The sequence below is a fragment of the uncultured Novosphingobium sp. genome (genome assembly GCF_964277725.1).
Lineage (GTDB): Bacteria > Pseudomonadota > Alphaproteobacteria > Sphingomonadales > Sphingomonadaceae > Novosphingobium > Novosphingobium fluoreni.
The window spans coordinates 1-13,142 of the sequence record NZ_CAXYKL010000142.1; the positions used below are offsets into that span (position 1 = coordinate 1).

The following is a 13,142-nucleotide window of genomic DNA, read 5'->3' on the forward strand; positions in this document are numbered from 1 at the left end:
CCATTGTGAAGGCAGAACTTGGCATCCTCCGCCGCGATCGCCGCGTCGACCATATTGCGGTCGATCCGGCTGAGGGGCGTCCAGTCCTTGGTGATGCCATTGGCATCGACCAGCATCGTCACGGTGACGGGCGGCGGGACGAACCGGAATACCACCGTCAGGCCGACCGTGATGGCGAAAAACCAGAGTATGGATTTTGCGATAATCCGCAGCATTGTGCCTGTACGCCCCCAGAGCCGTGAGATCGGCACCCTAGGAGGGGGAACGGCAACCAAGCAAGCAGGCACGCACTGGGTGCGGATGTACGGCACGCAGAACGGCGCGAGAGGAATATCCTCCCGCGCCGATTCTTTGCGATCTAGCCCGGAGGCTTAATCGTTCACCGAAGCTTACTTGCCGCCGCGATTGCGGCACGAGTCCTGCACGGTCTTGGAGCACATAGGATAGGTCTTGTTGGCCGAGGCGCTGGGCGACATCGTGTCCGCTGCTGCGTTCGAACCGGTATCCATGGCCGATGGTGCGGCAGTCGCGCTCGTCGAGGCGGTTGCATCTGCCGCGGTGTTCGCACCGGAAGCGCTATCGCTCATCGCGCCGCCCGGCATAGCCGATGGATCGCTTGGCGTGGTCGTCCCAGAGGGAGCGGTGCCGGACTGCGCGCCCATGTCGCCCTGCGCGCCCATCGTGGACTGCGTGTCAGTGGGGGCCGGTGTGGTCGTAGCCGAATCCGCCTGACCGCTCATGGTCGCACCTGGCTGGGTGGACATGGCCGACTGTGCGCTGACGGCACCCGGGATAATGATGGCGGCCGCGGCGAGAAGAAGTACCTTACGCATGACTAAACTCCTGCAATTCATTTAGATAACAAGCTACAGACGTTTGGGCCGGGCAATGCGTTGCCGTACTTGCGACGAAGCGTTCTTCTATGATGACGCAACACATTCGCTATTGCTATTATGTTGCCGGCATACTTCGCAACTGCCCTGATATGCGCAAAGCGGACGGAGCATTTTCTCGAACTTCGGCCCGTCCGGCGCTGGGCGGATCAAGCGGATTTCGTCAGCGCTTATTGGGCTCGCTTCAGGCCTTGGCAGCGATCCTGCATCGGACCGGAAGTTATACAGCAGCCAAAAAAAAGGCCGCCCCTTCGGGCGGCCCTTCTTGTACTCAAGCCGGGATGATCAGGCGAGGGCAGGTAGCAGGTGCTTGTCCGTGGCGATCCGGTTCATCGCCTTCTGCAGCTTCTCGAACGCCCGAACCTCGATCTGACGCACGCGCTCGCGGCTGACGTGATAGACTTGGCTCAGTTCTTCCAGCGTCTTGGGATCGTCCGTCAGGCGGCGCTCGGTCAGAATGTCCCGCTCTCGCTCATTGAGCGATCCCATAGCCTCGACCAGCAGATCGTGGCGCACCGTCTTCTCTTCGGCGTCGGCGACGATTTCGTCCTGCAGCGGATTGTCGTCCTGCAGGATGTCCATCCACTGACCTTCACCCTCCTCACGCAGGGAAACGTTCAGCGAAGCATCGCCGCCCATCATCATGCGCCGGTTCATGTTGACCACTTCGGTTTCTGATACGCCCAGCTTGGTGGCGATCGTGGTCACGTGATCGGGATGAAGATCGGAATCCTCGTAAGCATCGAGATTCTTCTTCATCCGGCGCAAGTTGAAGAAAAGCTTCTTCTGCGCCGCGGTGGTGCCCATCTTTACCAAGCTCCACGACCGCAGGATGTACTCCTGGATCGAGGCCTTGATCCACCACATGGCGTAAGTGGCGAGACGGAACCCACGCTCGGGCTCGAATTTCTTGACGCCCTGCATCAGGCCGATGTTCCCTTCGGAAATCAGCTCGGACACCGGTAGCCCATACCCACGATAGCCCATGGCGATCTTGGCCACGAGGCGCAAATGGCTGGTCACCAGTTGCGCCGCTGCGTCACGATCCTCATGTTCACGGTAGCGCTGGGCGAGCATATACTCACGCTCCGGCGCGAGGACCGGGAATTTCTTGATCTCGGACAAATAGCGATTGAGGCTCTGTTCGCCCCCGAGAGAGGGAACGGCCGGCAAATTGCGTTCCTTAGTAGCCACGTGATCCGTCCTTTCTGTGTCGGCCCACGGTTGAAGATCCAATCGGCATCTTAGTTCGGAGCCACAAGTTCAGTATAGCACACAATTCCGATTTCAGTCTTGCAATTCCCTGATCAGCGCCGACATGTCGGATGGGATAGAGCTGAAAAATCGGACCGTTTCCTGTGTAACGGGATGGAGGAAGCCAAGTTCCGCGGCATGCAATGCTTGCCTGCGGAATTGTAGCCGTTCCAGGATCGGTCGCAGCGGCGATGATGTGCGTCCATAAGTTGGGTCCCCCAATAGCGGATGCCCGATTGACGACATGTGAACGCGCACCTGATGCGTCCGCCCAGTTTCCAGCCTGCATTCAATCAAAGTGGCGGATTTTAGCGGTTGCAACACTGAATAATGAGTTACGGCATGCTTGCCGCGACCATCTGCGACGATGGCCATCTTCTTGCGGTTGGTTGCTGATCGGCCGATCGCGCCCTCGATTCGTCCGGCGGCCGGGCGGGGCATTCCGGATACGACGGCGCGGTAGGCTCGTGCGATGGAATGGTCAGCGAATTGCCGCGCCAGTCCTTCGTGCGCCTTGTCAGTCTTGGCCGCCACCAGCAGACCAGAGGTGTCCTTGTCGATCCGGTGGACAATCCCCGGGCGCGCCACGCCGCCGATGCCTGACAGCTGGCCCTGGCAGTGATGGAGCAGGGCGTTGACCAGGGTTCCGTCCAGGTTGCCCGCCGCCGGGTGAACGACCAATCCGGCAGGCTTGTCGACGACGATCAGGTGCTCATCCTCGAATACGATGACGAGCGGGATGTCCTGCGCCTCCGCCTCGGCCGGGATGGCCTTGGGCACGGCGATGGTGAAAGGGGTGCCCGCAGCGATCTTCAGCGACGGCTGTACTGCCGACGCACCGGCAATCGAGACCCGGCCTTCGCCGATCAGCGCTTTCACCCGCTCGCGCGAGAGGCTGGTGGCGTCCGCCAGCGCCTTGTCGAGCCGGGCCGCTTCGGGCCCGGTGACGCCGGAGATGATTTCGTCGCTCATCGCCGGCACGGGCCGGCTGAGAAGATTACGCTGTGCTGGGGCCCCCCGGTCATGCTTAATACGTGGGCATGGCTGTGGAAGTGACAAGTGGCGTGATCGCCACACTGTTGAAGGAAGCGGAAGCGTCCGCCCCGCTAGAGTGTTGCGGCCTGCTTTTGGGGCATGGCGAACGGATCGATCAGGCTGCCCCCGCCGCCAATATCTCGTCAGCGCCCGAGATGCGTTTCGAGATTGATCCGGCAGCGCTTTTCGCCGCGCACCGGGCCGCGCGGACGGGCGGGGCGGCGGTGCTGGGCTATTATCATTCGCATCCCAAAGGCCATCCGGTTCCGTCCGCCACGGACTGCGAACATTCCACCGGCGATTTGCGCGTGTGGGCGATCATCGCCGCGGGCGAGGTTGCTTTCTGGCGCGATAGCGGAAATGGTTTCACGCCACTTTCCTGCCGCATCATCGACGGCTAGAAGCCTTTTCACAACAAGCGCCGATGCGAAGAATGGATACACGGAAAAAATCTCATGACCACCTCTTCGCTTGATCTTGCCAGCCTGCTCTGCTCGCGCTTGTGCCACGATATGCTCAGCCCAGTGGGCGCGCTCAGCAATGGGCTGGAACTGCTCGCGGACGAGAAAGACCCTGAGATGCGCCAGCGCTGCTTCGAACTGCTGGAGCAAAGCGCGCGGATCTCGGCGGACAAGCTGAAGTTCTTCCGTCTCGCATTCGGCGCTGCGGGCGGCTTTGGAGAACTGGTGGCGGTGAACGAGGCGCGCGTGCTGGTCGATGCGCTGGTGGCCAACAATCCGCGCATCACGGTGGAATGGGCCTTTGGCAGCGATGCCTTGCCCAAGCCGGCCATCAAGACGCTGCTGAACTTCGCGCTCGTGGGGATAGAGGCCCTGCCGCGTGGCGGCGTGCTATCGCTCGCGGCCGAGCAGCGCGATGGCGCCAGCGAGATCGTGGTGCGCGCTGAAGGACCGCGCATCGCCTTCGATCGCGATATTGGCCGCGCACTGGAAAACCAGCTTCCCGAGAACGAGCTGTCAAGCCGCACCGCGCCTGCCGCCATGCTGGCGGGCCTGGCCGAGACTGTCGGGGGGCAATTGCAATATATGCTGACTGACGAGGCGCTGGTGCTGGGCGCCATGCTGCCCGACGCGGCTTGAGCGCATAGGAGAGGGCATGATGGCCATGCAGACGCGGATCGCACGATGAACCGCTGGCTGGTCAACAAGGTCGTCCATTCCCCCAATTTCAACGAGCGGCAGCTGCCGATCTCGATGATCGTGCTGCACTACACCGGCATGCGCACGGCGGGGGAGGCGCTGGCGCGGCTGTGCGATGAAAGCTCGCAAGTCTCTGCGCACTACATGATCGATGAGGACGGTACCGTCACCTGCCTAGTGCCCGAGGACAAGCGCGCCTGGCACGCCGGTCGGTCCTACTGGCGCGGGATTACCGACGTGAACTCGGCCAGCATCGGTATCGAGCTGGTCAATCCCGGGCATGAGTTCGGCTATCGCCCGTTTCCCGAGCCGCAGATGGATGCGCTGCTGCCGCTCCTGGCCGACATGATGGACCGGCATGACATCCCCCGCGCCAATGTGGTCGGCCATTCCGACGTCGCACCGGCGCGCAAGGTGGATCCGGGTGAGTATTTCGACTGGGCTCGCCTGGGCGATCTGGGTCTCGCGTTGGAGATCCCCAAGGCGAAGATGAACTTATTTTACGACAATCCGGGCGCGTTCTATCTCGCCCTAGAGCGCTTCGGCTATGAGGTGGTCGACGGCCGCGCCGCCGTGCGGGCCTTCCAGCGCCGCTGGCGACCCGAATACATCGACGGTGAGATCGACGGTGAGATCGGTGGTATCCTGCTAGAGCTTTTGTTGGAACGCGACACCGGTCGTGCTAGGTGACTGCTTCGCGCCGGGGAGCCGGGCAGCCGCGACACTTCTGTTTGAAGTGCCGAGGAAAGTCCGGGCTCCACGAAACGAGGGTGGCGGGTAACGCCCGCCGGGCGAGGGGCCTTGGCCCCGAAGCTTAGGGAAAGTGCCACAGAGAGCAGACCGCCAGACGTTCCTTGGAACCGACGGTAAGGGTGAAAGGGTGCGGCAAGAGCGCACCGCGCTTCCGGTAACGGCAAGCGGCATGGCAAACCCCACCCGGAGCAAGACCAAATAGGGGCTGCGCGCTGAGGCTTATGCCAAGGCGGGTCTGTTTCGGACCCGACAGCCCGGGTTGGTCGCTAGAGCGGTGCAGCGATGCAACGCGTAAGAGGAATGGCTGCCCTTGGCGATACGGTCCCGTCTGGGATACCGTCGGCATGACAGAACCCGGCTTACAGGCTCCCCGGCGCGAATCCCGGATACTCGATCAACGCGATGATCAGGCGGCGGCCTGCAGCGGGTCTGGCACGCTTTCGATGCGATTGCGCCCCTGCGCCTTGGCCGAATACAGCGCCCGGTCGGCGGCGGAGAGCAACTCGCTAAGGCTGGTGCCGTGGCTCCCGTGCTCGGCGATGCCGATGCTGACGGTGGCGGTCACCCCGGCAAGGCCAGGTTCCGCAGCGACGGCCCGGGAAAAGCGCGACGCTATCCGTTCCCCCGCCACGATCGCGTCGCAACGGGAACGGCCCCGCAGGATCGCGGCGAATTCTTCACCGCCAAGCCGGGCGACGATCTCTCCTCCCCGCAGCGTATCACGTACGACGCGGGCGAAAACCTGCAGCACCTGGTCACCCGTCGCATGGCCGAAGCGATCGTTGATGGCCTTGAAATGATCGAGGTCAAGGGCAAAGATCCAGGTTTCACTGTGGGTTGCCGGTAGGTCCGCCAGCAGGCGTTCCCCGGTTTCGAAGAACCAGCGCCGGTTGCCCACGTTCGTCAGGAAATCGGTTTGCGAGGCATCGCGCAGTTGCTCGTGCGCCTCCTCACGCAGCATCGCCAGCAAGGCAGCCGGCATCGCGACCGAGTATAGAACGCCTTCGTACATCGTAACCTTGCTGGCGATGATCACGACGTCCGCGCCAAAGCGCTCCGCCAGCAGGGGCAGGATCGTGGCTCGGCCTAGGTACAGCAGCGCGTGCAAGGCTGATATCAGCACGGCAACCCGGCGTGAACGCAGGTGCCGCAGTTGGGCACTGCGTGACAGCTCCCAGGCGGTAAGACCGCTGGCGAGCGCGATCGGCAGGCCACAGGCGAAATACCAGATGTTTGCGGACTGGTTACCGCCGAATACCACCCAGGTCGCCGTGAGCATCACCAGCAGCGCGATCGCCTTTCGCCGATGACTCCGGCCCGAAAACGCGGCTGCACCTTCCAGAAGCAGGAGGTATCCGCCCAGCATTACGATACTGCTGAGTGCCGGAACCATAGCGCCCGGCGCGTGAGGCCGCACGGTGGCCAGCGCACATCCCACTGCCAGCCCGAAGTAACCGGCGGCCAGGATGCACATCTCGCGCGAACGGCCTGCACGGTCCTGGCATTCCCACAGCGTCATCAGCGCGCTGAGAAGCAGCGTTCCGATCGCTAGATAGTACAGAGTGAGAAGATCGAAATGCATCGCCACCGCCAGGGATTCGGCGAAGGTTTAATGTACGATCCTAAAAGTTATTCTTAACGCGGGCGACGAGCGTGGGTGATTCAGGCAGCCCGCGCCACGCAGGCGATGTCTCCGTCATTCTGCTCGCAGGCCTGCATCAGCCAACGCTCTGTGCCTTCCAGGCCGATAGCGGTCAATTTGCCGCTCATGAACGCGCCGGTGTCGATACCGATGCGGTTGGGCATCAGTTCGGGCGCTTCGGTGACCGTATGGCCGTGCACCACCATCCCGCCGAAGTCCCCTTCGTGGCTGAGGAAAGGCTCACGGATCCAGCGGCAGTCCTGCCCAGTCTGGCGTTCCAGCGGCATGTCGGGCCGCACGCCCGCGTGGACGAAGACATAGTCGCCGTAGCGCACCATCTTTTCGAAGCCGGCCAGAAAATCGCGGTCCTCCTGCGGAACCGCATCGGCCATCAGACGCTGCAATTCTTCAGGCTCCGCCTCCGCCAACGCGCGCTGGGGAATGCCGTAGGACATCATCGTGACCTGCCCGCCAAAGCGCATGAAGTTGCGCAGGATGCCCTGCTTGCGGAAGCTGTCGAGGAACATCTCCTCATGGTTGCCCATGATCAGCTTCAGCACGCGCTGCTCCGCCCAGGCCCTGGCACGGGCGACGACGCCAGCGCTGTCTGGCCCCCGATCAATCAAGTCGCCGAGAAGCACGATGACGGTGCGAGCCGGTTTACGCCGAGCGTCGTCGGCTTCGATCGAGCGGATCATCTCCTCGAACAAGTCGAACCGGCCATGGATATCGCCCACCGCGTAGATGCGCGTGCCGGGCGGTGTCGATGCCGGATGGACGGGAAGGGCCGGCCGCGCTCTGCCGGAAAACCTGCGGAATAGACTTTTCATCGTGTTGCGCTGCACCATACCCGGAAAGTACTTAAGCGACAAGACGTGGCCACGGGCTGAACAGATGCCTTGTAAAACTACATAAGCCCTCCCGAAGCGGCGGGTTGCGTGCGGGTTCCGGCTTGCACGCGGCGTATGGCCCGCCACATAAGCGGCCATCCCATACGGCCGCTTCAACCCCAGGAACCGCGCCGCCAGTCCTGTGAAGGCACCCTGACCATGACCAAATATCTGCATACCATGATCCGCGTCACCGATCCGGACGCGACCGTTCGCTTCTTCAGCCTGATCGGATTGGAAGAAGTGCGCCGTTTCGACAACGAGCAGGGGCGCTTTACGCTGATCTTCCTCGCGGCGCCCGGGCAGGACGGGGTCGCGGAGGTGGAACTGACGTACAACTGGGACCCGCAGGAGTACTCAGGCGGTCGCAACTTCGGTCACTTGGCGTATCGGGTCGATAACATCTACGAGACGTGCCAGCGCCTGATGGAGGCAGGCGTGCCGATCAACCGCCCTCCGCGCGACGGACACATGGCGTTCGTGCGCTCGCCTGACGGAATTTCCGTGGAACTGCTGCAGGATGGCAGGCTTCCGGTGCAGGAGCCTTGGGCGAGCATGCCCAACATCGGCAGTTGGTGAGGCAAAGGCCTATGCCGGCCTGATATCCGGACGAGCAGGGTTACAGAATTGTAAATAGCGGGCCCGCCCCCGGCAGATTACCGATCGCCGCCGGGGGCTTGAAATCTCATGTCGGACGATCCGCTGCTGGGGGGCATCGCGCTGTTGCGGATGCTCGAACAGGAACTGCTGTACTTTGCCGCATTCTGGTTCGTTTTGGGCGCGCTGGACGAATTCGCGGTAGACTGCCTGTGGATCGGGCAGCGGCTATGGCGCCTGTGGCAGCCTCCCGTTGATGAATCGGCCCATGCGACCCAAGCAGCGGGGCCGCTCGCGATCTTCGTGCCGGCCTGGAAGGAAGCGCGGGTGATCGGCCCGATGGTCAGCTACGCCCTTCGCGTCTGGCCGCAGCGTGATATCCGGCTCTACGTGGGCTGCTACGGCAATGATCCAGCGACGGTGGCCGCGGCCATGGCGGCAGCCGCTGGCGATGCGCGCCTGAGGATCGTAATCCATGACCGGCCGGGACCGACGACCAAGGCCGATTGCCTGAATCGGGTCTATCGCGCGATGTGCGCCGACGAGCGGGCGAGCGGTCGCCGTTTTGCGGGCGTGGTGATGCATGATGCAGAGGATATGGTGCATCCCCAGGCCCTGGCTGCCATCGGCAGGGGCCTGGCGACGGCGGACTTCGTTCAGCTTCCGGTCCTGCCGGAGCCGCAGCGGCATTCGCCCTGGATCGCCGGCCACTATTCGGACGAATTCGCCGAAGCACATACCAAGACGCTGACGGTTCGCGATGCCTTGCGTGCGCCGATCCCGGCCGCAGGAGTGGGTTGCGGGTTTGCAAGGTCCGGGCTTGAAGTGCTTGCCCACGCTCGCCGTGTTGAGGGCGGAGACGGGCCGTTCGCGTCCGAATGCCTCACCGAGGATTACGAACTGGGGTTCCTCTTCTCCGACAGGGGGCGCCGCTCACGCTTCGTGCGAGAGCGCGCCGCCGATGGCAGCCTGATCGCCACCCGCGCCTATTTTCCATCCACGCTGGAAACGGCGGTGCGGCAAAAGACCCGCTGGATTCACGGCATCGCCTTGCAGGGATGGGACCGCCTGGGCTGGTCGCGCCGCCCGCTCGATGCGTGGATGCGCCTGAGAGATCGCAAGGGGCCGCTGATGGCGCTGGTGCTGGCCGTCGCCTACGTCTGGCTGTGCATTAGCGGTATCTTGCTCCTGGCCGAACTGGCGGGGCTGAGCGGCGCGATCGTCACCGGATCGGGCTTGCGGGGGATGTTACTCGTCTGCCTCGCCAGCATGATCTGGCGCGCGGGGATGCGGTTCGCCTTCACCGCGCACGCTTACGACATGGCTGAAGGGTTGCGATCGATCCCGCGTATGTTTGTGGCGAATGTGATCGCGATCATGGCGGGTCGCCGCGCGATCGTCGCCTATGCCCGCACACTGCGCGGCGCGCCGGTGGTGTGGGACAAGACCGAGCATGATCATCACCCCGCCTTTGCCGGAGCCGTTGCATGAGCGGCCCGCGCAAGCGGGGGCAGCCGCTGGTGGTGCTGGCCGCTCTTCTACTGGGGTGGGTCGGGGCCAGGGTATCCACCATCGGCGGCGCGGTGGCGAGCAGCCTGCCAACCGTGTCCCGCATGGTTGCCACGTCACCTTCCGCAAACATCGCTGCGGCGCGGGCCGATCATGGCAACGCCCGCGAGCATATCGGCCTGCAATCGTATCCCATGGCTGTGGATAGCGCACTCTATCCCCAGCCAGCCTACGGCGCGGGCTATCCGACGGTCGTCTACTACCTGCCGGCACCCGGTGGTTACTCGTCCGCCAGGCCTTCCCCTGCGAGCCGCTACGGCACGAGTCCCGACCGACTGGCCGGTTTCCCGCAGGAGCAGCGCGACCGGGATGCGGACACGTCCGGAATGTACGTGACGGCAGACTATCCCGGCCAACCGATCGGCCGGATGGCGCTGGAGGATGGCGGTACGCTCCCGCTTGGCTTCACCGGAGCCCCGCAGGCCAGGCCCGGCTTGCAAGTGCCGCAATATGGTGAGCCCAATGCTTTGCTTGGTTCAAAGATCGGCCGCTTGATCGGTGACAAGCGGCGCTGGTCGATGGACGCGTGGACCCTCCTGCGCAAAAGCGGGGGCAGGGTTCCGCGCGCGGGCACGCTGCCGGCGACATATGGTGCCAGCCAGGCCGGGGCCGTGTTGCGATACCGTATTGCGATGGACGATCCGCGCCGGCCGACGGCATACTTGCGTACCACGTCCAGCGTCGGCGCGATCAACGAGACGACGGCGGCGCTGGGGCTTTCTGCGCGCCCGATTCCCCGCCTGCCCGTGGTCGCGGCGCTGGAGGGGCGGGTCACCGCCCAAGGCGGATCGCGCAGAGTCCAGCCGGTGGCGATGGCGGTGACGGAACTGCCGGCGATCCCGTTACCGGGGGCCTTGCGCGCTGAAGCTTATGGCCAAGCCGGCTACGTCGCGGGCCGATATGCCACGCCGTTCGCCGACGGGCAGTTGCGCGTCGATCGCTCGCTGCTGACGGTAGGCCGGGTGGAGGCGCGCGCCGGCGGCGGTGTCTGGGGCGGCATCCAGAAAGGCGCATCGCGAATCGACGCAGGGCCGGGGGCGACCGTCTCGATGCCGCTGACCTCCAAGGTCTTCGGCAGACTGGCGGTGGACTGGCGTTTCCGCGTGGCGGGAAATGCGGAGCCGGGCTCAGGCCCTGCCGTGACGGTCGCCGCCGGGTTCTGACCGAATGGCGGCATCGGGAAAGACGGGCTTTTTCGCGGCCTGCCTTTCCTCCGCCATCCGGGTAGGCTAGCGAAGACGGACCGTGGACGTCTACCTGCCCATCGCCAATCTGTCGGTCAACGGCCTGATCATCGTCGCACTCGGCGCGTTGACTGGGCTACTGTCGGGTATGTTCGGTGTCGGCGGCGGGTTCCTGACGACGCCGCTGATGATCTTCTACGGCATTCCGCCCACGGTGGCCGCCGCCTCCGCCGCCAGCCAGGTCACCGGCGCCAGTGTTTCGGGCGCATTCGCGCATTCGCGGCGCGGCGGGGTCGACTATCAGATGGGCGGCGTGCTGGTGGCGGGCGGCATCCTGGGGACCGGGATCGGCGCGGTGCTGTTCAACGTGCTCCAGCGCCTCGGCCAGATCGATACCGTCATCAACATCCTCTACGTGCTGCTGCTCGGCTCGATCGGCGGGCTGATGGCCCGGGAGAGCATCCGCACCTTGCGGGCGGAGCGCAGCGGCGTGCCGCTGCCCGCGGCCAAACGACGGCATCACCCGCTGGTCGCCAACTTGCCGATGCGCTGGCGGTTCTATCGTTCGGGTCTCTATATTTCTCCTCTGGCGCCGCTGCTGCTGGGCGTGGCGACGGGTATCCTGACGATGCTGATGGGCATCGGCGGCGGTTTCGTGCTGGTTCCGGCCATGCTCTATATCCTGGGCATGAGCGCGAATGTCGTTGTCGGCACCTCGCTGTTCCAGATCCTGTTCGTCACGATGGCGACCACGATGATGCACGCGCTGACTACCAAGGCGGTGGACATCGTGCTGGCCACGTTGCTGCTGGTGGGCTCGGTCACGGGTGCGCAGGTCGGCGCGAAGTTTGCGCAAAAAGCCAGTCCGGTGAAACTGCGGCTGCTGTTGGCGGTGATCGTGCTGCTGGTGGCGCTGCGCATGGCGCTGGGCCTGGGTTATCGCCCGGACGACATTTACACGGTGGCCCCGCTTTGAGGGGGATTGTCGCTCTTTTTCTTCTCTTGCTGCTGGGCGCGGCGCGCGACCCGATCCTGGTGCCCGAAGTGTCGCAGCACGAAGTGCAACTGCGCCAGGGTTTCACCGGCACCGAACTGCTGCTGTTCGGCGCGGTGCTGAGCCCGGAAGGCACCCGCGCCGCGCAGGACTATGACATCATCGTGGTGCTGAAAGGCCCCACCCAGTCGATCGTGGTGCGCGAAAAACAAAAGGTCGCAGGCATCTGGATCAATGTCGACAGCACCGAACTGCGCTCGGCACCGTCATACTACGCGATCGCCTCGACCCGCCCGATCGCGCAGATCGTCGACGACAAGACCGCCGCGATCTACGAACTGGGGCTGAAGTGGCTGCAGCTTTCGCCGATCGGCTCGATCGATCCCGACGAACAAGCCCGCTTCGCCGCCGGCCTGGTCCAACTCAATGTCGAGAAAGGACTCTATCGGCAGGAGGAAGGCGCGGTGAAGGTGAACGAGCAAGTGCTGTATCAGGCGCGGATCGGGTTGCCGTCTCGCGTGCCGATCGGGACGTACACGGCAGAGACTTTCGCGATTTCCAAAGGGCGTGTCGTCGCGTCGGCCAGCAGCACGGTCGATGTGCGAAAGATCGGTGTGGAGCGCGCGATCGCGGACTTTTCGGCGAATTACGGCCTGTTTTATGGCTTGCTGGCGGTGATCGTGTCGGTGGCGATGGGCTGGATCGCGGGGCGGCTGTTCGCCCTCACCTGATAGGTTAGCCTGATATTAATCGTGCCGCCCTAGCTGTGGACGGGATAACAATCGGGACGGCCAAGCAACAATGAACATGCAGATGGCGGCGGTCGGAGCATCGGGCCGCGCGCAACTTGATGACCTGACGCATCTTGCCGGTGCCGTGCAGACCAATGCGCATGAACCGATCGGCATGGTCATCGAAATCGCCGGCTCTGGATCGCGCATCGTTCTGGACGTACCCCGGCTGACCGAGTGTTCCGGTGATCCCGATCCGGCCATCGCCTTGTCCGGCCAGGTCGGATGCCAGATCAAGCTGCGCGCCGGCGACCATTGGCTGCTCGCCAGCGTGCGCAGCCAGAAGCAGGACCCAGGCTCCGCTGAAGCCATCGTCGCCCAGATCGATTTCCTGGGCGAGGGCGAGATTTGCCCCGATACCGGGGTGATGCGCGCATTCC

Annotated in this window: 13 protein-coding genes, 1 other RNA gene and 2 pseudogenes; 10 read left to right on the forward strand and 6 right to left on the reverse strand. The window is 63.9% G+C overall.

Annotated features, from left to right (window positions below; translation table 11 throughout):
• The 4 genes and pseudogenes from ACHWRX_RS08385 to ACHWRX_RS08400 all read right to left on the reverse strand — a co-directional run.
• Positions 1-212 (reverse strand): annotated as a pseudogene (locus ACHWRX_RS08385) (monofunctional biosynthetic peptidoglycan transglycosylase); the annotation flags it as partial.
• A gap of 177 nt (positions 213-389) precedes the next feature.
• Positions 390-833 (reverse strand): hypothetical protein, encoded by a 444-nt coding sequence (locus ACHWRX_RS08390; protein WP_394658851.1) that lies wholly within the window; start codon positions 831-833, stop codon positions 390-392.
• Between the two features lie 345 nt (positions 834-1,178).
• The gene (rpoH, locus tag ACHWRX_RS08395) at positions 1,179-2,087 is read right to left on the reverse strand and encodes an RNA polymerase sigma factor RpoH (RefSeq protein ID WP_058735101.1); all 909 of its coding nucleotides are present in this window, start codon (positions 2,085-2,087) and stop codon (positions 1,179-1,181) included.
• 93 nt (positions 2,088-2,180) lie between these two features.
• The gene (locus tag ACHWRX_RS08400) at positions 2,181-3,119 is read right to left on the reverse strand and encodes an RluA family pseudouridine synthase (RefSeq protein ID WP_394658852.1); all 939 of its coding nucleotides are present in this window, start codon (positions 3,117-3,119) and stop codon (positions 2,181-2,183) included.
• Between the two features lie 68 nt (positions 3,120-3,187).
• On the opposite strand from ACHWRX_RS08400, the gene ACHWRX_RS08405 reads away from it, so the two are divergent.
• From ACHWRX_RS08405 to rnpB, 4 genes are all read left to right on the forward strand, one after another.
• The gene (locus ACHWRX_RS08405; RefSeq protein ID WP_394658858.1) at positions 3,188-3,583 is read left to right on the forward strand and encodes a M67 family metallopeptidase; all 396 of its coding nucleotides are present in this window, start codon (positions 3,188-3,190) and stop codon (positions 3,581-3,583) included.
• A 54-nt stretch (positions 3,584-3,637) separates the two neighbouring features.
• A complete protein-coding gene (locus ACHWRX_RS08410; protein ID WP_058735099.1) occupies positions 3,638-4,282 on the forward strand; it encodes a histidine phosphotransferase family protein in 645 nt (214 codons plus the stop codon).
• A 45-nt stretch (positions 4,283-4,327) separates the two neighbouring features.
• Positions 4,328-5,032, forward strand: a complete 705-nt coding sequence (locus tag ACHWRX_RS08415) for an N-acetylmuramoyl-L-alanine amidase (protein ID WP_058735098.1) — start codon at positions 4,328-4,330, stop codon at positions 5,030-5,032.
• A gap of 10 nt (positions 5,033-5,042) precedes the next feature.
• Positions 5,043-5,473: RNase P RNA component class A (gene rnpB, locus ACHWRX_RS08420), an RNA gene on the forward strand.
• 28 nt (positions 5,474-5,501) lie between these two features.
• Here rnpB and ACHWRX_RS08425 read toward each other — a convergent pair.
• On the reverse strand, positions 5,502-6,677 hold the full coding sequence (locus ACHWRX_RS08425; RefSeq protein WP_394658853.1) for a diguanylate cyclase: 1,176 nt from the start codon (positions 6,675-6,677) through the stop codon (positions 5,502-5,504).
• A gap of 80 nt (positions 6,678-6,757) precedes the next feature.
• Positions 6,758-7,567, reverse strand: coding sequence for a metallophosphoesterase family protein (locus tag ACHWRX_RS08430; RefSeq protein ID WP_394658854.1), 810 nt, complete (start codon positions 7,565-7,567; stop codon positions 6,758-6,760).
• 219 nt (positions 7,568-7,786) lie between these two features.
• Between ACHWRX_RS08430 and ACHWRX_RS08435 the strand changes: the two genes are divergently transcribed.
• The 6 genes and pseudogenes from ACHWRX_RS08435 to ACHWRX_RS08460 all read left to right on the forward strand — a co-directional run.
• Entirely contained in the window at positions 7,787-8,206 is a 420-nt protein-coding gene (locus ACHWRX_RS08435; RefSeq protein WP_394658855.1) for a VOC family protein, read from the forward strand.
• Positions 8,207-8,314: 108 nt separating this feature from the next.
• Positions 8,315-9,715 (forward strand): glycosyl transferase family protein, encoded by a 1,401-nt coding sequence (locus tag ACHWRX_RS08440; RefSeq protein WP_394658856.1) that lies wholly within the window; start codon positions 8,315-8,317, stop codon positions 9,713-9,715.
• Positions 9,712-10,956, forward strand: a complete 1,245-nt coding sequence (locus ACHWRX_RS08445; RefSeq protein WP_394658857.1) for a hypothetical protein — start codon at positions 9,712-9,714, stop codon at positions 10,954-10,956. Before ACHWRX_RS08440 ends, ACHWRX_RS08445 begins: the two co-directional genes overlap by 4 nt.
• Positions 10,957-11,038: 82 nt before the next feature.
• Complete coding sequence (locus ACHWRX_RS08450) at positions 11,039-11,953, forward strand: sulfite exporter TauE/SafE family protein (protein ID WP_058735093.1); 915 nt, start codon at positions 11,039-11,041, stop codon at positions 11,951-11,953.
• Positions 11,950-12,702, forward strand: a complete 753-nt coding sequence (locus ACHWRX_RS08455; protein ID WP_058735092.1) for a TIGR02186 family protein — start codon at positions 11,950-11,952, stop codon at positions 12,700-12,702. The genes ACHWRX_RS08450 and ACHWRX_RS08455 overlap by 4 nt, the downstream gene beginning before the upstream one ends.
• Positions 12,703-12,784: 82 nt before the next feature.
• Positions 12,785-13,142, forward strand: a pseudogene (locus ACHWRX_RS08460) (ATPase); the annotation flags it as partial.